At 61.5% G+C, this 18,569-nt stretch carries 21 protein-coding genes; 9 read left to right on the top strand and 12 right to left on the bottom strand.

Translation table 11 applies throughout. The features are described from left to right. Nucleotides 1-13: 13 nt before the first annotated feature. Genes Q8K09_RS00945 through Q8K09_RS00935 form a run of 3 tightly spaced genes read right to left on the bottom strand, consistent with a single transcriptional unit; the run spans nucleotide 14 to nucleotide 2,382 of the window. Nucleotides 14-1,054 (bottom strand): heme A synthase, encoded by a 1,041-nt coding sequence (locus Q8K09_RS00945; RefSeq protein ID WP_305253080.1) that lies wholly within the window; start codon nucleotides 1,052-1,054, stop codon nucleotides 14-16. Between the two features lie 37 nt (nucleotides 1,055-1,091). After that, nucleotides 1,092-1,676, bottom strand: a complete 585-nt coding sequence (locus Q8K09_RS00940; protein ID WP_305253064.1) for a hypothetical protein — start codon at nucleotides 1,674-1,676, stop codon at nucleotides 1,092-1,094. After that, entirely contained in the window at nucleotides 1,651-2,382 is a 732-nt protein-coding gene (locus Q8K09_RS00935) for an SURF1 family protein (RefSeq protein WP_305253063.1), read from the bottom strand. Before Q8K09_RS00935 ends, Q8K09_RS00940 begins: the two co-directional genes overlap by 26 nt. A gap of 75 nt (nucleotides 2,383-2,457) precedes the next feature. On the opposite strand from Q8K09_RS00935, the gene Q8K09_RS00930 reads away from it, so the two are divergent. Then, nucleotides 2,458-2,661 (top strand): twin transmembrane helix small protein, encoded by a 204-nt coding sequence (locus tag Q8K09_RS00930; RefSeq protein ID WP_305253062.1) that lies wholly within the window; start codon nucleotides 2,458-2,460, stop codon nucleotides 2,659-2,661. Between the two features lie 30 nt (nucleotides 2,662-2,691). On the opposite strand, the gene Q8K09_RS00925 is transcribed toward Q8K09_RS00930, so the two are convergent. The 4 genes from Q8K09_RS00925 to coxB all read right to left on the bottom strand — a co-directional run bounded on the left by Q8K09_RS00925 (nucleotide 2,692) and on the right by coxB (nucleotide 6,959). Then, entirely contained in the window at nucleotides 2,692-3,579 is an 888-nt protein-coding gene (locus Q8K09_RS00925) for a cytochrome c oxidase subunit 3 (protein ID WP_305253061.1), read from the bottom strand. Between the two features lie 11 nt (nucleotides 3,580-3,590). Continuing rightward, nucleotides 3,591-4,142, bottom strand: a complete 552-nt coding sequence (locus Q8K09_RS00920) for a cytochrome c oxidase assembly protein (RefSeq protein ID WP_305253059.1) — start codon at nucleotides 4,140-4,142, stop codon at nucleotides 3,591-3,593. 82 nt (nucleotides 4,143-4,224) lie between these two features. Then, nucleotides 4,225-5,829, bottom strand: a complete 1,605-nt coding sequence (gene ctaD / locus Q8K09_RS00915) for a cytochrome c oxidase subunit I (RefSeq protein ID WP_305253058.1) — start codon at nucleotides 5,827-5,829, stop codon at nucleotides 4,225-4,227. A gap of 5 nt (nucleotides 5,830-5,834) precedes the next feature. Beyond that, complete coding sequence (gene coxB / locus Q8K09_RS00910; RefSeq protein WP_305253057.1) at nucleotides 5,835-6,959, bottom strand: cytochrome c oxidase subunit II; 1,125 nt, start codon at nucleotides 6,957-6,959, stop codon at nucleotides 5,835-5,837. Nucleotides 6,960-7,311: 352 nt separating this feature from the next. Between coxB and Q8K09_RS00905 the strand changes: the two genes are divergently transcribed. Then, nucleotides 7,312-7,968 (top strand): hypothetical protein, encoded by a 657-nt coding sequence (locus Q8K09_RS00905; protein WP_305253055.1) that lies wholly within the window; start codon nucleotides 7,312-7,314, stop codon nucleotides 7,966-7,968. Nucleotides 7,969-8,011: 43 nt separating this feature from the next. On the opposite strand, the gene Q8K09_RS00900 is transcribed toward Q8K09_RS00905, so the two are convergent. Continuing rightward, nucleotides 8,012-8,725 carry a carbonic anhydrase gene (locus Q8K09_RS00900; RefSeq protein ID WP_305253053.1) on the bottom strand — a complete coding sequence of 238 codons (714 nt, stop codon included), beginning with the start codon at nucleotides 8,723-8,725 and terminating at the stop codon, nucleotides 8,012-8,014. A gap of 245 nt (nucleotides 8,726-8,970) precedes the next feature. Beyond that, nucleotides 8,971-10,032, bottom strand: coding sequence for a PA0069 family radical SAM protein (locus Q8K09_RS00895; protein WP_305253050.1), 1,062 nt, complete (start codon nucleotides 10,030-10,032; stop codon nucleotides 8,971-8,973). A 244-nt stretch (nucleotides 10,033-10,276) separates the two neighbouring features. On the opposite strand from Q8K09_RS00895, the gene glsB reads away from it, so the two are divergent. After that, complete coding sequence (gene glsB, locus Q8K09_RS00890; RefSeq protein WP_305253048.1) at nucleotides 10,277-11,185, top strand: glutaminase B; 909 nt, start codon at nucleotides 10,277-10,279, stop codon at nucleotides 11,183-11,185. Between the two features lie 38 nt (nucleotides 11,186-11,223). Here the strand turns inward: glsB and Q8K09_RS00885 are convergent, their stop codons facing one another. Beyond that, nucleotides 11,224-11,679, bottom strand: coding sequence for a GNAT family N-acetyltransferase (locus tag Q8K09_RS00885; RefSeq protein ID WP_305253046.1), 456 nt, complete (start codon nucleotides 11,677-11,679; stop codon nucleotides 11,224-11,226). Between the two features lie 170 nt (nucleotides 11,680-11,849). Here Q8K09_RS00885 and Q8K09_RS00880 point away from each other — a divergent pair, with 170 nt between their 5' ends. The 3 genes from Q8K09_RS00880 (at nucleotide 11,850) to Q8K09_RS00870 (ending at nucleotide 14,064) form a co-directional block, all read left to right on the top strand. Then, on the top strand, nucleotides 11,850-12,428 hold the full coding sequence (locus Q8K09_RS00880) for a TetR/AcrR family transcriptional regulator (RefSeq protein WP_305253044.1): 579 nt from the start codon (nucleotides 11,850-11,852) through the stop codon (nucleotides 12,426-12,428). A gap of 195 nt (nucleotides 12,429-12,623) precedes the next feature. Further along, on the top strand, nucleotides 12,624-13,469 hold the full coding sequence (locus tag Q8K09_RS00875; RefSeq protein ID WP_305253043.1) for a Tim44 domain-containing protein: 846 nt from the start codon (nucleotides 12,624-12,626) through the stop codon (nucleotides 13,467-13,469). Nucleotides 13,470-13,653: 184 nt separating this feature from the next. Then, nucleotides 13,654-14,064, top strand: a complete 411-nt coding sequence (locus Q8K09_RS00870) for an SMI1/KNR4 family protein (protein ID WP_079204002.1) — start codon at nucleotides 13,654-13,656, stop codon at nucleotides 14,062-14,064. 169 nt (nucleotides 14,065-14,233) lie between these two features. On the opposite strand, the gene Q8K09_RS00865 is transcribed toward Q8K09_RS00870, so the two are convergent. Next, nucleotides 14,234-14,917, bottom strand: a complete 684-nt coding sequence (locus Q8K09_RS00865) for a GntR family transcriptional regulator (RefSeq protein WP_305253040.1) — start codon at nucleotides 14,915-14,917, stop codon at nucleotides 14,234-14,236. A gap of 195 nt (nucleotides 14,918-15,112) precedes the next feature. On the opposite strand from Q8K09_RS00865, the gene Q8K09_RS00860 reads away from it, so the two are divergent. The 3 genes from Q8K09_RS00860 to Q8K09_RS00850 all read left to right on the top strand — a co-directional run bounded on the left by Q8K09_RS00860 (nucleotide 15,113) and on the right by Q8K09_RS00850 (nucleotide 17,642). Next, the gene (locus Q8K09_RS00860) at nucleotides 15,113-16,513 is read left to right on the top strand and encodes an aspartate aminotransferase family protein (protein ID WP_305253038.1); all 1,401 of its coding nucleotides are present in this window, start codon (nucleotides 15,113-15,115) and stop codon (nucleotides 16,511-16,513) included. A gap of 159 nt (nucleotides 16,514-16,672) precedes the next feature. Beyond that, on the top strand, nucleotides 16,673-17,149 hold the full coding sequence (locus Q8K09_RS00855; protein ID WP_305253036.1) for an acyl-CoA thioesterase: 477 nt from the start codon (nucleotides 16,673-16,675) through the stop codon (nucleotides 17,147-17,149). A 103-nt stretch (nucleotides 17,150-17,252) separates the two neighbouring features. Continuing rightward, nucleotides 17,253-17,642, top strand: coding sequence for a DUF3301 domain-containing protein (locus tag Q8K09_RS00850; RefSeq protein WP_305253035.1), 390 nt, complete (start codon nucleotides 17,253-17,255; stop codon nucleotides 17,640-17,642). A gap of 26 nt (nucleotides 17,643-17,668) precedes the next feature. Here the strand turns inward: Q8K09_RS00850 and Q8K09_RS00845 are convergent, their stop codons facing one another. After that, nucleotides 17,669-18,550: an alpha/beta fold hydrolase gene (locus tag Q8K09_RS00845; RefSeq protein ID WP_305253033.1), complete on the bottom strand. Its 882-nt coding sequence runs from the start codon at nucleotides 18,548-18,550 to the stop codon at nucleotides 17,669-17,671. Nucleotides 18,551-18,569 lie beyond the last annotated feature (19 nt).

Below are 18,569 nucleotides of genomic sequence, written 5' to 3'. Positions count from 1 at the left end.
CTCTCCTTGATTGTTATTTGCAAGGCAACGGAACGATTGCAGCTTGCTCGACTGTTGCCCTGGATGCGCGCGGCACAGCAGCGCTCACCCGGTAATTGATCAATACCATCGTCAGTAGCAATAGCGCACCACCTGCGTTATGCGCCACTGCCACCAGCAGCGGCAGATGGAACACCACGTTGCTGATGCCCAGGCTGATCTGCACGCCGAGCGCCAGCAGCAGCAGGCCGGCCAAGCGCGACAACCCGCTCCGACGCAGTTGCCAGGCTAGGAGCAGCAGCACCAGCGTCAACGCCACCGCACCCAGACGATGGGTCATGTGGATGGCCGTACGCGCGTCGCTGTCGAGCTGGCCACCGAGGTAATTCGGGCCGATATGCTGGGTCAGGTGAAAGCCGTTGGCGAAATCCATCGCTGGCCACCATTCACCATGGCAGGTCGGCAGGTCAACGCAGGCGACCGCCGCGTAATTACTGCTGACCCAACCACCGAGGGCAATCTGCCCGATTACCAGCAGCAGGCCGAGCGCGGCCAGACGGCGCAGGTGCACGGAAAATGATGCTAACGCGTGGGTAGCACCGGACAGGCGCAAGGTCAGCAGAAATAGCAGGCTAAGGGTGGCAAAACCGCCAAGCAAATGGGCGGTCACCACTTGCGGCCAGAGTTTCAAGGTTACCGTCCACATGCCGAAGGCCCCTTGCAGGATCACCAGACCGAGCAGCAACAGCGGCAATTTCAGCGGTTGCCCCGGCTCACCGCGCCGCCGCAGTGCATGCACCGCCAGCGCCAGGATTACCAGGCCGAGACTGCCGGCAAAGTAGCGGTGCACCATTTCGTACCAACCCTTGGCCACCTCAACCGGCGCCTCGGGAAAACGCATCTCGGCCAGCGCCTGCTTGTGTTCGCTCATGGGTACGCCGAGAAAACCGTAGCAGCCGGGCCAGTCCGGGCAGCCCAACCCCGCGTGGGTCAGCCGGGTATAGGCACCAAGCACCACCACCACCACGGTCAGGAGGGTGGCGAACAAAGCGAGGCGGTAGCCGGGTTTGGCCATCATGAAGCTCCTTGTTCCTGCACGTAATTCCTGCACATCAGCCGATTTGGGAAATCTTCAGCAAATGCTTCAGGTCGTTAAGAATCGCCTTGCCCTTGCTACGACTGTCATAGCGCAGCACCAGATTACCGTGCGGATCGACGATCCACAGTTGCGCCCCTTCGACCTTGCCGGCAGTTTTGGTGTAGGCCTGGGGCTCTAGTGGATAGCGGGTCAACTGCGGAAACTCCCGACGCAGCAGCGCGTCATATTCGGCGACCAAGGGCTGTGTGCTGGCCAGGGCATGAGTGGCCCGCGCGGTATCGCGGTTAAGGCCGATATGAATCTGCCGGGCGAGAAACACCAACTGCTTGCAATCCGCATCGCAGGCGCCCGGCACTGTCACCAGCAACTGCCAGCGCTCCTCAGGCGCACCGCTCACGCCAAGGTCCGCACGGGTCTGGCCGGTGCCGATCAATTCGCCGTGGTAGCTACGGGTTTCCGGGACCCAAAAGCGCCACTGGTACATGGCGCTGGCCAGGATCATCGGGGCGATAACCACGGCAAGAATCATGATCAACTGCAGACGCCCGCGGCGACGGCGGTTGGGCGACTCTTCAGACAGAGTGATGGCTGGGTTCATGGCGAGTCTCCCGCGCGTTATGCAAACCTAAATAGACGAACAGACCGAGCAAGGCCGTTGCCAGAGCGAACCATTGAAAAGCGTAGCCCAAGTGTTTATCCGGACTCATGGCGACCACCGGCCAGTCGACCCGCAAAGACCCGGGGCCAGGCTGCAGGCGCAGCTCATGGCTCAGGCCTGCGCGGCCCAGTTGCCGCCAGAGTTCGTCCGGCTTGACCGCGCTGATCAACCGCGGCCAGGTATTGCTCTGTGGCTCCTGCTGCAGTTGTAATCCGTCGCCGAGGGACACGTATACCGAGGCTTGCAGGCGCAGCGGCGTGTCGGGGGTGTTGAACGTAGGGGTGATGCGGCGATCCGGCCAGGGCAGCCAGCCGCGATTGAGCAACAGCCAAAGACCGCTGGCCTGGTCATAAAAAGGCTGCAGGACTTCAACACCCGCCTGGCCATCACGGGTGCGGTTATCCAATAAAAAGCTGTGCGCCGCATCGAAGTGACCCTGTAACTGCACCCGTACATAGGCCGGATTGGGCAGGCCCTCAAGCTCAGCAATAGCGATCGGGGCGGCCACTTGCCGGGCCTGATGGGCAGCCAGTAGTTCGCGCTTTTGCTCGGCCCGCGCCAACTGCCAAAACCCCAGGCTGACAAGTACCGGCAACAGCAACGCGACCAGCAAGCTGGGCAGCCAGCCAGGGCGAAAGGCATTCATTGTGCGCGGCTCGAAGCTCGTGCCAAGCTGGCTATACTGCATCTGCAAGACATTTCCCTCCCCCCGGAGTTACGCATGCTCAAGGTCGCAATCGTCCTCTTGTTACTGGCCACCATGATCAGCTTGTTCAGTGGCCTGTTCTTCCTGGTCAAGGACGAGGGCCGCTCTTCCCGAGTGGTCAACGCCCTTACCGTGCGCGTCACGCTCACCGCCCTGACTGTAGCCCTCATTGCATGGGGCTTCTACAGCGGCCAACTGACATCCCAGGTGACCTGGTAACACAATAACCCTCCGCGCCGTGAAGCTCTCCTAGAGCACGTAAACGAAGGTGTACAGGCCGATCCATACCACATCAACGAAGTGCCAGTACCAAGCGGCAGCCTCGAAGCCAAAGTGATGCTCGGGGCTGAAGTGGCCACGCATAACGCGAACCAGCATCACCGTAAGCATGATCGCCCCGAAGGTGACGTGCGCACCGTGAAAGCCGGTGAGCATAAAGAAGGTTGCACCATAGATTCCCGAACCCAGGGTCAGGCCCAGCTCGGAATAGGCATGGATATACTCTTCGGCCTGCAATATCAGGAACGCCACACCAAGCACGACCGTCAGCGCCAGCCAAAGTGTCAACGGCTTGCGCTGGTTCTTGCGTAACGCGTGGTGGGCAAAGGTCAGGGTGAAGCTGGAGGCCACCAACAGGATGGTGTTAATCAGCGGTAAACCCCAGGCACTGATGACCCCACTGGGAGCCGGGAACAGCTTTGGATCTGGCGTGTTGAGCAACGGCCAGGTGTATTCAAAGCCCGGCCAGAGCATATTGCTCACGCCCTTGTCGCCTTCACCACCAAGCCATGGGCCGGCCCAGGTGCGCACATAGAACAGCACGCCGAAGAACGCGGCGAAGAACATCACCTCGGAGAAGATAAACCAGCTCATGCCCCAACGGAACGAGAGGTCCATCTGCGCGCTGTAGAGGCCGGAGCGGCTCTCCTTGATCACGGCACCGAACCAGCCAAACAGCATATAGGCGAGGAACAGGCTGCCGATGAAGAAGATGAGCGGCCCGTTGGAGTCCTCTCGATTGGCCGACAGGTCGTTGAACCAGGCGCCGAGTCCGTAAACCGTGATCAGCAAACCGAGGGTGGCAATAATCGGCCACTTGCTCTGGGCGGGGACGTAGTACTGCTCATGAGCTGCCATCTTTATTCTCCTTATTGGCCCACCTGGGCTACAGGCGGTTTACTCGCAGTGATATCGAACAGGGCATAGGCCAGAGTCAGGTAGCGAACATCTGCGGGTAAATCCCGGTCGACGATAAAGCGCACCGGCATTTCAATACGTTCGCCGGGCTGCAGCACCTGTTGGGTAAAGCAGAAGCACTCGGTCTTGTGGAAATACGCCGCCGCCCTGGAGGGTGCAACGCTGGGAATAGCCTGAGCGGTCATCGGTTTGTCGGTGGGGTTGTGTGCAACAAAAACCATCTGCGTGGTGTCGCCCGGATGCACTGTCACTTCATCGGCCAGCGGGCGGAACTCCCAGACCATATCGGCTGCATTGGTAGCGAGAAACTGCACACGCACCTGGCGCGATTCGTCAACGCTCTGCTGCCCGGCCTGGTAGGCGCCAGCGGTCTTACCGTTGATACCAAAGGCCTGACACATCACGTCGTAGATCGGCACCAGGGCGAAACCAAAACCGAACATGCCAACCACCACCAGACACAACCGGGTGACCAGGCGGCGGGTACTCAGGCTTTCGTTCATGTCCGCACATCCCCGCAGGAACCAACCTGCACGCCAAGAGGGCACCGGATCGCGCGCGAGGTCGCACCTGCAAAAGGGCACATCACTTCACGTCCGGTGGGGTCTGGAAGGTGTGATAAGGCGCTGGCGACGGAACTGTCCACTCAAGGCCTTCGGCACCGTCCCAGGGTTTGGCCGGCGCGGGCTTACCGCCACGGATGCACTTGATCACGATAAACAGGAACAACAACTGCGTGGCACCGAACATAAAGGCGCCGATCGAGGACACCATGTTGAAGTTGGCGAACATCATGTTGTAGTCAGGAATACGCCGTGGCATGCCGGCCAAGCCGACGAAGTGCATCGGGAAGAACGCCAGGTTCATGCCCACAAAGCTCATCCAGAAATGCAGCTTGCCCAGGGTCTCGTCGTACATGTGCCCGGTCCACTTCGGCAGCCAGTAGTAGGCCGAGGCGAAGATGCCGAAGATCGCACCCGGCACCAGCACATAGTGGAAGTGCGCCACCACGAAGTAGGTGTCGTGGTACTGGAAGTCGGCCGGGGCGATGGCCAGCATCAGGCCAGAGAAGCCGCCGATGGTGAACAGGATGACGAAGGCCACCGAAAACAGCATCGGCGTCTCGAACGTCATCGAACCCTGCCACATGGTGCTGGCCCAGTTGAACACCTTCACCCCGGTCGGTACGGCGATCAGCATAGTGGCGTACATGAAGAACAGCTGACCAGTGAGCGGGATGCCCACGGTGAACATGTGGTGCGCCCAGACGATGAACGACAGGAAGGCGATAGAGGCCGTGGCGTAGACCATCGAGGTGTAGCCGAACAGCGGCTTGCGGGCGAAGGCCGGGATGATCGCACTGACCGCTCCGAAGGCCGGCAGGATCATGATGTACACCTCGGGATGACCGAAGAACCAGAACACGTGCTGGAACAGTACCGGGTCACCGCCGCCAGCGGCGGTGAAGAAGCTGGTGCCGAAGTGGATATCCATCAGCATCATGGTCACGCAACCCGCCAGTACCGGCATCACCGCGATCAGCAAAAAGCCGGTGATCAGCCAGGTCCAGACGAACAGCGGCATCTTCATCAGGGTCATGCCGGGGGCGCGCAGGTTGAGGATGGTGGCGACCACGTTGATCGCGCCCATGATCGAACTGATGCCCATCAGGTGCACGGCGAAGATAAAGAAGGTGGTGCTTTCCGGCCCGTAAGTGGTAGACAGCGGGGCATAGAACGTCCAACCGAAGTTCGGCCCACCGCCTTCCATAAACAGGGTGCTGACCAACAGTCCGAAGGCCGCCGGCAACAGCCAGAAGCTGAAGTTATTCATCCGCGGCAGGGCCATGTCCGGCGCGCCGATCATCAGCGGAACCATCCAGTTGGCCAGGCCGACAAACGCCGGCATCACCGCACCAAAGACCATGATCAGACCGTGCATGGTGGTCATCTGGTTGAAGAACTCCGGCTGCACGATCTGCAGGCCCGGCTGGAACAACTCGGCACGAATCACCATGGCCATACTGCCGCCAAGCAGGAACATGGCGAAGCTGAACCACAGGTACATGGTGCCGATGTCTTTATGGTTGGTGGTCAACACCCAGCGCATCAGGCCTTTGGCCGGGCCGTGGTGATGGTCATGTCCGGCATGACCGTGGCCAGCATGGCCCGGATCGATCACTGCACTCATGTCCGTTACTCCTGAGCCTGTTTGAAGGCAACGATGTCCTGTGGGGTGACCATGTCACCGAGCTTGTTGCCCCAGGCGTTGCGTTCGTAGGTGATGATCGCGGCCAGATCGACTTCCGACAGTTGCTTGCCGAAGGCGGCCATGGAGGTACCGGGCTTGCCGTTGACTACTATGTCGATATGGCCTTCAGCAGGGCCGACCGCGATGGCCGAGCCCTTGAGCGCTGGGAACATCGGCGGCAGGCCTTCGCCATTGGCTTGGTGGCAGGCGGCACAGGCGGTGACGTAGGCCTTCTCGCCGCGGACCATCAGCTCATCCATGGTCCATTCCTTGCTGGTCAGCTCCCTCTCTGCGGCAGCCAGCTGCTTGCGCTCGGCCAGCCAGATGGCGAAGTCTTCTTTGGACTTGGCCTCAACCACTACCGGCATGAAGCCGTGGTCCTTGCCGCACAGCTCAGTGCATTGACCACGGAAGATCCCGGGCTCGTCGATACGTGTCCAGGACTCATTGATGAAGCCAGGAATGGCATCCTTCTTCACCGCCAGAGCCGGCACCCACCAGGAGTGGATCACGTCGGCTGCGGTGATGAGGAAGCGCACCTTGGTGCCAACCGGCACCACTAGCGGCTCATCGACCTCCAGCAGATAGTGCTCACCTTTTACGGCCTGGTTGTTGATCTGGCTTCGTGGCGTGGTCAAATTGCTGAAGAACTCGACGTCCTGGCCCAGGTACTTGTAATGCCACTTCCACTGGTACCCGGTGATCTGAATATCCAGCTCGGATTCAGAGCTGTCATAGATCTCGATCAAGGTCTTGGTCGCCGGAATAGCCATCAGCACCAGAATCAACAGCGGTACCACGGTCCAAAGGATCTCGACCGTAGTGCTTTCGTGGAAGTGCGCAGGCTTGTGCCCGGTGGAACGGCGGTGAACGAGCATCGACCAGAACATGGCACCAAACACGATCACGCCAATGACCACACAGATCCAGAAAATGGTCATGTGCAAGTCAAACACCGAGCGACTGACCTCAGTAGCTCCGGGCGCCATGTTGACTGTCCAGCTGGCGTGAGCCGAACTGAATACCAAACACAGCAGGAGGCTCATCCAAACGCGTGGATGTCGCATCATTGCGGGTTCCCCTTATCGTTCTTGTTATCCCGCCGGCGGAGCGTGCGAAAGAGACTCGATGGTCATCAACACTATCGAAAGCACTCTGTGCCGCAGTCCGTCCGGTGTTATCAGGTACTGCCTTTCGAATTCGAGTATAGACGGCGACTCCAACCTGGCAACGTCAAAACGAAAATGACCAAAGCCGCACAAGGCTTGCGCTAAACGCCACGGAGGGTGTGGCCTGGCTAGAATCAGGCTTAGCGCCTTATAGCGCGCTCGCATAAGTATGAAAAATTTATGACAATCTCGTCTGAGCAACCGTCTCCCACCAGCTATGGTTCACGCCCATGTCCTCATTTCAGGAGCAGTCATGAATATCCCTGCATTGCGCGAACTGATTCAGCACGCCCACCAACACGAAGCCAGCAGCTACCAACTCCAGAAACAACTGGGTGCACAGCTGGAACGACTGCACCCCTCCATTCGCCTGCCCGACACCGATACTCTGGGCGTGCTGACGCGCTTTGTCAGTGCTTACATCGAGCAGGTCCCCGATGTGCTGGAAGCAGCTAATCAGGTTGCACGCGAAGCCGGTATCGAGGCGCAGATCAAGCCGGTACTGAAAATTGCCGAGCAGTTTTTTCTGCAGCCGCCCGCACTGATCACCGGGCATCACGGCCTCGACGGCTTGCTCGACGAAGCCTACCTGGCTCATCGCCTGGTCGAGGAGGTCAACGACCGCTATATCGCCCACCTGGGCCAGCCACTGATTCCACTGGACACCACGGTGGCCAACCTGATCGCTCACCAGTTGATCGGCGAGCCGTTTGCCAATCAGCTGGACGAAGCCGTGCATCACGCGGTGGATGGCATGCTCGACGAAGCCAGCTTCGACCAAGCCTCCGTGCGTGCCTACCGTGAACGCTTGAGCGACCCGCAAACCGCAGCAGCCTGGGAACGCTGGCCCTGCCTGTCAGGCCAGCTGGGGGTAGAACTGCAGCTGGATGAATCGCGCGCGGCGAGCTGACAAGCGCTTCACCGGCCAGCCCGGGATAACGCCTGGATCACCGTCAGACCTGCAAATAGCGCGGCCGCGGCGTGGCCATCGGCAGCGGGCCGTCACCGATCTGGCGAAACTCGCCTTTCTCGGCGTCATAGGCTTTGATCGCGCTGGTCTCGATGTCGTACACCCAGCCATGGATGAACAGCTGACCGCTGGCCAAACGCGAGGCCACCGAGGGATGGGTGCGCAGGTGGTCGAGTTGGGCCACCACGTTTTCCTCGGTGAGGATGCCTAGCGTGTTGTGATCGGTGCAGCCGCAATTGTCCGCCACCACGATCTTGGCCACCTCGGCATGGCGCAACCAGGCTTTAACCGTAGGCATGCGCTCCAGCTCTTCAGGGTTGAGCACCGCCTTCATCGCGCCGCAATCGGAATGCCCACAAATGATGATGTGATGCACGCCGAGGGCCATTACCGCGTACTCGATGGCAGTAGATACCCCGCCCATCATCTGCCCGTAGGGCGGCACTACGTTGCCGACGTTGCGGGTGACGAACAGGTCGCCGGGATCGCTCTGGGTGATCAATTCAGGGACGATGCGCGAATCGGCGCAGGTGATGATCATCGCCCGTGGCGTCTGCTCATGGGCGAGCTTCTTGAACAGCGCCTGCTGCTGCGGGAACACATCCTGACGAAAGCGCTGAAAGCCTTCGATGATATTGCGCAGCGCGTCCTCGGCACTCTCCACCACGCGGCTGCTCTGTTGCTCTTGCTTGTCCATAGGGCTGACCTCGAAAAATCTGCAGGGGTGCATCCTTCTGGCTCGGCTTAATACCCCGAACAGGTGATTGCGCACTGTTACTGGACACTCGGCGCGCGCCATTGGTCACCGCAAACCCAGCCAGTGACAACCTGACAGGTCGCCTGTTCGATCAGCAGCAATTGGCGTTCCAGTTGCGTTACTTGGCCGCGATAGCTGCAAACAAACACAGCAAGCGAGCGCTTATTCAGCGTAACGCCAAGGAATCACAGCAGGCTCAACTGCGCACCGGGAGGGCAGAATAGCGAGCAGTCCAGGTCCTCGCTGTCGCGGCGATCCAGGCCAAGTTTGCGCCTGGCCAGGCGGAAGCGCTGGGCCAGCAAGTCGGCGAACGGACCTTCGCCGCGCATGCGACTGCCGAAGCGGCTGTCGTAGTTCTTGCCGCCACGCGACTGACGAATCAGGCTCATGACATGCAGGGCGCGCTCGGGGAAGTGCGCCTGCAGCCATTGCTCGAACAGCTCGGCGATTTCCAGTGGCAGGCGCAGCAGTACATAGCCTGCGGAACAGGCGCCGGCATCGCGAGCGGCTTCCAGCAGGTGCTCCAGCTCCATGTCGTTGATCATCGGAATCATCGGTGCGCACATCACGCTGACCGGCACCCCGGCCTCGTGCAGCGTGCGCATCGCGCGCAAGCGTGCCCCCGGCGAAGCGGCGCGCGGCTCCATGATGCGTTTCAATTCATCGTCCAGGGTGGTCAGACTGAAGGCCACGCTGACCAGGCGCTGACTGGCCAGCTCGCTGAGCACATCGAGGTCGCGCAGGATCAGCGAGCCTTTGGTGATGATGTGCACGGGATGCTTGTAGCGCAGGAGAATTTCCAGGGACTGGCGGGTCAGGCGCTGCTCGCGCTCGATCGGCTGATAGGCGTCGGTGTTGATCCCCAGGGCGATCGGCTGCGGCACATAGCCGGGCTTTTGCAGCTCTTCCTCGAGGCGGCTGGCCAGGTTGGTCTTGGCAATCAGCCGGGTTTCGAAATCGATGCCCGGCGACATGTCCCAATAGGCGTGGCTGGGGCGGGCGAAGCAGTAGATGCAGCCGTGCTCGCAGCCCCGATAGGGATTCACCGAACGGTCAAAACCGACATCCGGCGAGTTGTTGCGGGTGATCACCGTCTTCGCCAGTTCACTGCGCACCTCGGTGGCGCGCGACGGCGGCGTCTCGTCCTGAAACCAGCCATCGTCTTCGGCCACCGAGCGGGTCGGGGCGAAACGGTTGTGCGGGTTGCTGGCGGCCCCACGACCGCGGGCTGGCAAGAAAATGGACATGAGGTGACCCCTGTAAATAGCTGTATATAAATACAGTTATTTTACGCCACCACCAAGTGCCAGTGGTCGCCCGCCTGCTCACGCCACAGTTCCTGCGCTCAGTTATCAAGTCAGTGGCGTGATCCACGCCACTCCAGCATAAGCACAATCCACGACAGGCTCGCCGAGTGTGATCAGCGTCAGGTGGCAGGCGTCTATCAGCCATCGCCCGGGGTTTTGCCCGGGCATTGCGGCGAGTCTATGTATGCAAGCGCTGTTGAATGAAATCCTCGATGAAGTCCGCCCGTTGATCGGTCAGGGCAAGGTGGCCGATTACATCCCGGCGCTGGCCGATGTGCCGGGCAACCAGCTGGGTATTGCGGTGTACAGCAACGAGGGCGAGCTGTTCTGCGCTGGCGATGCGCGTACGGCGTTTTCCGTGCAGAGCATCTCCAAGGTGTTCAGCCTGGTGCAGGCCATCGGTCACTCCGGCGAGGACATCTGGCAGCGTTTGGGCCATGAGCCGTCCGGGCAGCCATTCAACTCGCTGGTGCAGCTGGAGTTCGAGCGCGGGCGGCCACGCAACCCGTTCATCAACGCCGGCGCCCTGGTGATCTGCGACATCAACCAGTCGCGCTTTGCCGCGCCGGTGCCGTCGCTACGCGATTTCGTTCGCCGTCTGGCCGGCAACCCGTTGGTGGCGGTGGACAACCGGGTGGCCGATTCGGAATACCAGCACCGCTCGCGCAATGCGGCGGCGGCCTACCTGATGCAGTCCTTCGGCAATTTCCATAACGATGTGGAGACGGTGCTGCGCAGCTATTTCAGCTATTGCGCCCTGCGCATGAGCTGCGTCGATCTGGCCCGCGCCTTTTGCTTCTTGGCCAATGATGGTTTCTGCCTGCACAGCGGCGCGCAGATCCTTACGTCACGGCAGACCAAACAGGTCAACGCGATCATGGCCACCAGCGGCCTGTACGACGAGGCCGGCAACTTCGCCTACCGGGTCGGCCTGCCGGGCAAGAGCGGGGTCGGCGGAGGCATCATCGCAGTAGTGCCGGGGCGCTTCAGCATCTGCGTCTGGTCGCCGGAACTGAACGCCGCCGGCAACTCCCTGGCCGGGATCAAGGCCTTGGAGCTACTCAGTGAGCGGATTGGCTGGTCGGTATTTTGAGCGTCGGCCCAGAAGCCACTCTATAAATGACAACCCGCCTACAGCAGCTTGCGAAACTGCAAGAAGCCCGAGCGCTCGGCAACCCGCTCGTAGAGCAGCATCGCCTTGCTGTTGGTTTCGTGGGTTAGCCAGTACACCCGCGAGCAGTCGGCCTGGCGGGCCTGAGCATAGACGTGTTCGACCAACTGGCGGCCGACCCCGCTGCTGCGCAGATCCTTAGCAATAAACAAATCCTGCAGGTAGCAGTAGTCACCGACCGTCCAGGTCGAACGATGGTAGATCCAGTGCGCCAGGCCGATGGCCTTGCCCTCGTGCCACGCCAAGGCCGCATGCATTGGTTCGGCGGGGTCAAGAAACCGCTGCCAGGTAACTTCGCTGGCGGCGGCGGGGATTTCGGTCATGTAGAAACGCTGATAGCCCTGCCACAGGGGCAACCAGGCAGCATGGTCGGCAGCGCAGACGGGGCGGATCTCGGCGGGAATACGAACAACCATCAGGCGACCTCCTATTTTTATTGAACAAGCCCGACCATCCTGAAACGGTTGCGGCGGCGCTGCAAGTGCCAACTATCGTGCGCACCAGGATCGCCAGCACGCGGGTTCCGTTTGTCGCTTACGTCCTGCCTTGACCCTAGGAGGCCCATACTGGCTGTCGAGGTAAGCCGATGAAACGCCAAACTATCTCCGCATCACAGATACTCGAAAGCGCCCTGCGCCTGGCCGATGTGTGCGGCTGGGAGCGCCTGCACCTGTTCGATGTAGCAGCCGATCTCGACAGTGGCCTGGACACAATCGCCGCCCACTACCGGGAAAAGGATCAACTGGTTGAAGCCTGGTTCGATCGCGCGGACCAAGCAATGCTGAAACGCGGCAACGCCGCAGATCTCGACGCGCTGGAGCCGAGCAAACGCCTGGAAGAACTGTTGGTAGCCTGGCTCGACAGCCTGGCCGCGCACCGCTCTGTGACCGCACAGATGCTGCTGTACAAGCTCGAGCCCGGCCATGTCCACCTGCAGATACTCGGCCTGCTGCGCATCAGTCGCACCGTGCAATGGTGGCGTGAGGGCGCCCGGCGGAAAAACCAACAGCTGTCGCGGATTACCGAGGAATGCCTGCTGACCGGTGCCTATCTGCGCAGTTTCATCCACTGGTTGCGCCACCCCGAGGAAGACGCTGCCGAGTTCCGCGCGTTCCTGCGCCGGCAGTTGCGCTGTGGGCCGCTGCTACTGCTATTGAGGCCATGAACAGTTGCACATCCGCGGGTTTTGGCGCGTTGCGCCTCGGGCAACGCGCCCGGACCCAACCGCGGCTGATTCTCCTCACAACCCACGATGGGTACATAGCCGAAGCAAAAGCCCGAAACATTCTATGACTAGCCTTCCGCGCGGCTCGCGGGCAAGATGCCGTGCAGCGTTCTAACCACCAAGAGACAGCTAAACATGCAGCGTTTCCTAAGCATTGCCCTGGCCATGTGCCTGAGTTTGGGCCTTACCATGAGTTTTGATGCCGAAGCCAAGCGTTTGGGCGGCGGCAAGTCCTTTGGCTCCGCGCCGAGTCACCAGGCTCGCCAGGCTCCTGCCCAGCAAACCGCCAGCGCACCAGCCGCTGGCCGGCAGCCGGCAGCAGCCAGTGGCGCCTCGCGCTGGCTTGGCCCCTTGGCCGGTCTGGCCGCTGGTGGCCTGCTCGCCTCGATGTTCATGGGTGACGGCTTTGAAGGCCTGCAGATCATGGACATGCTGATCTTCGGCCTGATTGCCTTCCTGCTGTTCCGTTTCCTCGCCGCCCGTCGCAAGCAGGCAGGCCCGGTAACCGCCAATGGCGCACCGATGCAGCGCGAAATGCCTGCTCAGGCAGCACCTGCCTCGATTTTCGGTGGTGCCAGCGCTGCCGCAATCAAGCCGGTAATCAATGCGCCAGCCTGGTTCAACGAGCAAAGCTTTGTCAGCGCCGGCCGCGAGCATTTCCTCAGCCTGCAGCAGCACTGGGACGCTGACGAGATGAACAAGATCGCCGAGTTCGTTACGCCTCAGCTGCTTGAGTTTCTCACCCGCGAGCGCGCCGATCTGGGCGAAGGCTTCCAGTCCACTTATGTCGACGACCTCGATGTGCAGCTGGATGGCGTGGACGACCTGAGCGACAAAACCGTCGCCACCCTGACCTTTACCGGCGTGGCGAAAACCTCGCGCTTCGACCAGGGTGAAGCCTTCAGCGAAAGCTGGCGCATGGAGCGCGCAGCCGGTGACAACCAGCCATGGCTGGTTGCCGGTATCCGCCAGAACGGCTAAAACCTTGCAAGCTTCACGCGAAACCCGGGCCTGTCCCGGGTTTTGTGTTTCCCGGTAGCCAAGCCCCTCTTGCTCAGCCAAGCCGGGCAGAGTAAAAACCCAACGTTGGAGAGTTGCTGCGCCTTATAGCGCAGTGCTCGCCGTTGCTATCCCGTCATTTTGCCTTGCTGCTGGAGTCCACCCTGTGGAAGAAGTCATCGAACAACTGCGTGAAATGAACGAACCAGTACCCGTCGCCCTGGAGCTGCCGGAAGAAGAACTGCTGGTGGAGATCGAAGAGCAGATTCTGATCAACCTGCCGTTCGAGCTGCGCGAGTTCCTGCTCAAGGTCAGCGATGTGGTCTACGGCCGCCTGGAACCCGTCACCGCCGCCGACCCGCAATCGCACACCTACCTGCCGGAAGTCGCCTCGGTAGCCTGGTCGCTCGGCGTATCTCGCGAGCTGGTGCCGATCTGCGAAGATCGCGGCAACTACTACTGTGTCGAGCAAGACGGCACCGTAGTGCTCTGGGAAGGTGACACTGGCGAACAGAGCGAAGAAGAAACCTGGGATTCGGTATGGCACTGGGTCCGCGACGTCTGGCTGGAGAGCTGAGGCTCTTGTAAATAACGCGCGCCGACTGCTTCTGCTTCAACCATCGTGAACCCGGTCGCGGTGGGCGGCGCTCCGCCTGGAGCACAGCCCACCCGCGATTTTCCCTATGCACTGCCTGCGGCGAGCGGCGCACGGATCTCTCCGGCTCGCCACAATGCCCGCGGTCTTGTCACAACCGCTGATCGTTGCGCGGGCTGCTCACGCACCCTGGCGCCTCCTGCTCCAGCTGATTGAGCAGGTACTCGTCAAAATAACTCAAGTCCTGCTCCATTGCCGCCCGCGCCGCCTTGCCGTCACCTGCTTGCAAGGCCCTGAAGGCCAATTCATGGAAGTCGTTGAGGTGCAGTAACTGACTGTTATCGGAAAACAGCCGGTTGAAAAACGGCCCGATCTGCAGGCGCAGGGACTCGATCATGCGCAGCAGAATCGGATTGGCGCAGGCGCGATACAGGGTCAGGTGGAACAGGCTGTTGTCTTGCAGGTAGGCGGCTACATCACGCTGCTCAAGGGCCTGCTGCATGCGCAGGATGCAGCCCTGCAACAGGTCAATGTCGGCGCTACCCAAGCGCGGCGCGGCAAGTTCGACAGCCAGGCCCTCCAGGCTCCGGCGCACCTGAATGATCTGCCGGAAGCGTTCAGCGGTCATCACCGGTACTCGCGCAGAGCGCTGCTGCTCGCCCTCCAGGGCACCCTCGGCGACCAGCCGCTGCAAGACGGCCCGCACCGGCATCGGGCTGGTGCCCCAGGCAGCGGCGAGGTCGCGGATTTTCAGGCGCTCACCTGGCTGGAAACGACCGGCCAGCAAGTCGCTGCGAACCCGCTGGTAGAGTTGTTCCTGGAGGTTATCGACCATCAATGACCACTCCTCCACTGCCTGCGCCGCGAACCAGGGCACTTGGCCCCTGCCACTCAGAATTGCTCATCTCGATCCTTCATTACCATCCCCAGAGTCGCCGGATACTAGCAGACGCCAGTCGTTGACCCGGCCGTTGACATAGCGGCGGTCAGACACCAAGAATGTTTAAAAAAATCAACGAGGTGTTCACGCATGACCGCCAGTGGAATTGTCGAATCAGCCATCAGCACCTTCGCGGCCCGCGAGCGGCAGCGTTTTACCGAACAGAACCCACGATCCATCGCCCTGGCCGAGCGCGCGCGCCGCTCGCTGTTCGGCGGCGTGCCGATGCACTGGATGGCCGATTGGTCGACCCCAAGCCCACTGTTCGTCAGTCGCGCCAAAGGCGCTCGCTTCCATGATATCGACGGTCATGAGTACATCGACTTCTGCCTGGGTGACACCGGCAGCATGTTCGGCCACTCGCCAGACCCAATCGCCAAGGCCATTACTGAACAAAGCAATAACGGCCTGACCAGCATGTTGCCGGGCGAAGATGCCGTAGTCTGCGGCGAACTGCTGGCCGAGCGCTTCGGCCTGCCGTACTGGCAGGTCACCGCGACCGCCACCGATGCCAACCGCTACGTGCTGCGCTGGGCGCGCGGCATCACCGAACGCAAGGTGCTGCTGGCGTTCGACGGCTGCTACCACGGCACAGTCGATGACGTCATGGTGCGCTGCCACGAGGGTCAAACCCAGCCACGCGCCGGCCTGATCGGCCAGGCCTACGACCTGACCCAGTACAGCCGCGCAATTCCTTTCAACGATATAGATGCACTGGAAGCGGCATTGGCCAAGGGCGATGTCGCTGCGCTGATGTGCGAACCGGCGATGACCAATATCGGCATGGTGCTGCCCGCGCCGGGCTTCCTGGCCAAATGCCGTGAACTGACCCGCCAGTACGGGGCACTGCTGATCATCGACGAAACCCACACCATCTCCACCGATGTCGGCGGCTGCACCAGGCTGTGGGGCCTTGATCCAGACTTCTTCGTACTCGGCAAACCAATTGCCGGCGGCGTGCCCTGCGGCGTGTTCGGTTGCAGCGCAGCAATGGCCGAGGCCATGCAGCTGGCCCGGCAACGGGCCAATAAAGACAGTCATGGGCACGGCCATAGCGGCATGGGCACCACCCTGTCGGCTAACGCCCTGGCCATGCACTGCATGCGCGCCAACCTGGAGCAGGTGATGACCCCAGCGGCCTATGCGCACATGTTGCCGCTGGCCGCGCACCTGGCTGAGGGCTTACGCACTCTGATCGGTAAATACACGCTCAATTGGACCGTCACCGAGCTGGGCGCCCGCTGCGAGTTCCAGTTCTGCCCTGCACCCCCACGAAACGGTGCCGAGGCCGAGGCGGCCTTCCATGACAGCCTGCAGATGGCTCTGCACCTGTACCTGATCAACCGCGGCATCCTGATTACGCCATTCCACAACATGACCCTGTGCTGCCCGCACACCAGCGTGGCAGATGTGGATAAGCTGATCGCCACCCTCGACACTGCACTGGCCGAGCTGCTGGCGATCCCTGGCGCCCGGGAATCAGTCGTATGAGCCGCTGCGCACGACAGCGCCCGGCCTGCTGAGCGATTGTGCAAAACTCCGCTCGACAGACCGGGTAGCGCCCACCTTTCGGGCCTATAAATAAAGCGATGTAGCGACACCCACCCTGTCGGCGTCTACAGTGCTCAGCCCCTGACCAGAGAATCCTCCATGGAACCCGGAAACGCCCAGCTGTCGATGACAGTACTGATGACCCCGGATATGGCCAACTTCTCCGGCAATGTGCACGGTGGCACCCTGCTCAAGTACCTCGACGAAGTCGCCTATGCCTGCGCCAGCCGTTTTGCCGGCACCTACGTGGTGACGCTGTCGGTCGATCAGGTGATCTTTCGCGAGCCGGTTCACGTTGGTGAGCTGGTGACGTTCCTTGCCTCGGTCAACTATTGCGGGCGCACGTCCATGGAGATCGGCATCAAGGTGATCACCGAAAACATCCGCGAGCGCTCGGTGCGGCATACCAATAGCTGCTTCTTCACCATGGTCGCAGTCGATCAGGGCGGCAAGCCGATAGCAGTACCGGCGCGCCTGCCGCAGAGCTCCGAGGAACAGCGACGCTTCACCCAGGGCCACCAGCGCCGGATGATTCGCCAGGAACTGGAGCAGCGCTATCAGGAATTGAAAGGCTAAGGCTGATCGACCGGGCAAGACAGGTCGCGGCCTGACTGGCAGAATGCCGGCGAGCCATGGCCGGCGTTAACCGCGACCTGCCGTGCCCACCTGGAGCTACGCAATGCTGACCCTCGGTAATATTTTCGTTCTGATGCTGCTGGCCACCGCCGGCGCCTGGGTGTGGCACGCCCACGGTCTGCGCGAGCGCGCCCTGGCGCAGGTCAAACAGCACTGCGCGAAAGCCGACGTCGAATTGCTCGACGGCAATGTCGCGCTGCGCAAGATCACTTTCCTGACCGATGCCCGCGGGCGCAAGCGCCTGGCGCGGGTGTATGGCTTCGAGTTCACCGTCACCGGCGAACAACGTCATGTCGGCAGCATCATCATGTTCGGCCAGCAGGTTGGACGCATCGAACTGGCGCCCCATCCGTTCAGAACGCCACCGGCGGAAAACCCTCAGGTCATCGAACTGGAGCGCTGGCGCTCGGAACATCGTCCGCCACCCGACTGAGGGACGACCGCCTGGCGGGCACGACGTTAGGCATATTCCGGCAGGAGATAATCGCGCACGCGGATGGCGATCTCCTCGGGCTGCTCCTGCATGAAGCAGTGCCCGCCAGGCACTACCTGGGCATGAATGTGCGGGTTGCTGGCGCACCAGCGCGCCACCGACTTGGCGACAAAGGGGTAGCTGCGCTGTCCGTAAAATACCTGGGTCGGCGTCGTTACCTTGGCCAGCGACGGCCACAGGCGTTTGGGGAAGGAGCCGAAGATTTCCGCCTCGCGGCTCGGCCGGCACTTCAACTCGACACCGTCGTCACTGTCTTTCAGGGCATGGGCGATATAGGCGTCGAAGGCGTCCTCGTTCCAGCCACGGAACATCCCGCGACCATGCAGCGCGGCATGCGCCGCCGCGCGATCGGGCCACTGCGAGCGGCGTTTGCGCGCCTTGCTCGCCAGGGTCGTGCGCTGGCTCAAACCGACCACGTCGGACAGCGCCATGACCCCGATCATCGCCGGGGTGAACAGCACCGGATCGAGCAGCACGGCGCGCTTAAACAGTTGCGGCTGCTGGGCCAGCATCAGGCTGGTCAAGACCCCGCCAAAACTGTGGCCGACGGCGAACAGCGGCACCTCGGCAAAGCGCTTGCGGCCCTCGGCAAACGCTTCCAGCGCCAGTTCCGCGCTGCGGTTCCAGCCATGGAAGCGCCCGCCATGATCACTCTCGCCATGGCCCTGGGCATCGCACAGCCAGAGGTCGAAATCGGCGGCCAGGCACGCCAGCAGCGGCTCGTAGACACGACCGCAATAGCCGTTGCCATGCATGAAATGCAGCAGCGGCTTGCCCGAAGGCGGCGAATGCCAGCCGCGCAGGGTAAAGCCGGCGGAACAGGCGTGGGACCAGGGGAGCAGGTGCATGTCCTTCATCCATTAGGAA

This window comes from Pseudomonas sp., from assembly GCF_030683065.1.
Taxonomy (GTDB): domain Bacteria; phylum Pseudomonadota; class Gammaproteobacteria; order Pseudomonadales; family Pseudomonadaceae; genus Aquipseudomonas.
This window is presented reverse-complemented; position numbering and strand designations above follow the sequence as displayed.

Bases quoted from the DNA above. Each gene is read 5' to 3' on its own strand.
- Q8K09_RS00945 (WP_305253080.1), bottom strand. From the start codon at position 1,054: ATGGCCAAACCCGGCTACCGCCTCGCTTTGTTCGCCACCCTCCTGACC.
- Q8K09_RS00940 (WP_305253064.1), bottom strand. From the start codon at position 1,676: ATGAACCCAGCCATCACTCTGTCTGAAGAGTCGCCCAACCGCCGTCGC.
- Q8K09_RS00935 (WP_305253063.1), bottom strand. From the start codon at position 2,382: ATGAATGCCTTTCGCCCTGGCTGGCTGCCCAGCTTGCTGGTCGCGTTG.
- Q8K09_RS00930 (WP_305253062.1), top strand. From the start codon at position 2,458: ATGCTCAAGGTCGCAATCGTCCTCTTGTTACTGGCCACCATGATCAGC.
- Q8K09_RS00925 (WP_305253061.1), bottom strand. From the start codon at position 3,579: ATGGCAGCTCATGAGCAGTACTACGTCCCCGCCCAGAGCAAGTGGCCG.
- Q8K09_RS00920 (WP_305253059.1), bottom strand. From the start codon at position 4,142: ATGAACGAAAGCCTGAGTACCCGCCGCCTGGTCACCCGGTTGTGTCTG.
- ctaD (WP_305253058.1), bottom strand. From the start codon at position 5,829: ATGAGTGCAGTGATCGATCCGGGCCATGCTGGCCACGGTCATGCCGGA.
- coxB (WP_305253057.1), bottom strand. From the start codon at position 6,959: ATGATGCGACATCCACGCGTTTGGATGAGCCTCCTGCTGTGTTTGGTA.
- Q8K09_RS00905 (WP_305253055.1), top strand. From the start codon at position 7,312: ATGAATATCCCTGCATTGCGCGAACTGATTCAGCACGCCCACCAACAC.
- Q8K09_RS00900 (WP_305253053.1), bottom strand. From the start codon at position 8,725: ATGGACAAGCAAGAGCAACAGAGCAGCCGCGTGGTGGAGAGTGCCGAG.
- Q8K09_RS00895 (WP_305253050.1), bottom strand. From the start codon at position 10,032: ATGTCCATTTTCTTGCCAGCCCGCGGTCGTGGGGCCGCCAGCAACCCG.
- glsB (WP_305253048.1), top strand. From the start codon at position 10,277: ATGCAAGCGCTGTTGAATGAAATCCTCGATGAAGTCCGCCCGTTGATC.
- Q8K09_RS00885 (WP_305253046.1), bottom strand. From the start codon at position 11,679: ATGGTTGTTCGTATTCCCGCCGAGATCCGCCCCGTCTGCGCTGCCGAC.
- Q8K09_RS00880 (WP_305253044.1), top strand. From the start codon at position 11,850: ATGAAACGCCAAACTATCTCCGCATCACAGATACTCGAAAGCGCCCTG.
- Q8K09_RS00875 (WP_305253043.1), top strand. From the start codon at position 12,624: ATGCAGCGTTTCCTAAGCATTGCCCTGGCCATGTGCCTGAGTTTGGGC.
- Q8K09_RS00865 (WP_305253040.1), bottom strand. From the start codon at position 14,917: ATGGTCGATAACCTCCAGGAACAACTCTACCAGCGGGTTCGCAGCGAC.
- Q8K09_RS00860 (WP_305253038.1), top strand. From the start codon at position 15,113: ATGACCGCCAGTGGAATTGTCGAATCAGCCATCAGCACCTTCGCGGCC.
- Q8K09_RS00855 (WP_305253036.1), top strand. From the start codon at position 16,673: ATGGAACCCGGAAACGCCCAGCTGTCGATGACAGTACTGATGACCCCG.
- Q8K09_RS00850 (WP_305253035.1), top strand. From the start codon at position 17,253: ATGCTGACCCTCGGTAATATTTTCGTTCTGATGCTGCTGGCCACCGCC.
- Q8K09_RS00845 (WP_305253033.1), bottom strand. From the start codon at position 18,550: ATGCACCTGCTCCCCTGGTCCCACGCCTGTTCCGCCGGCTTTACCCTG.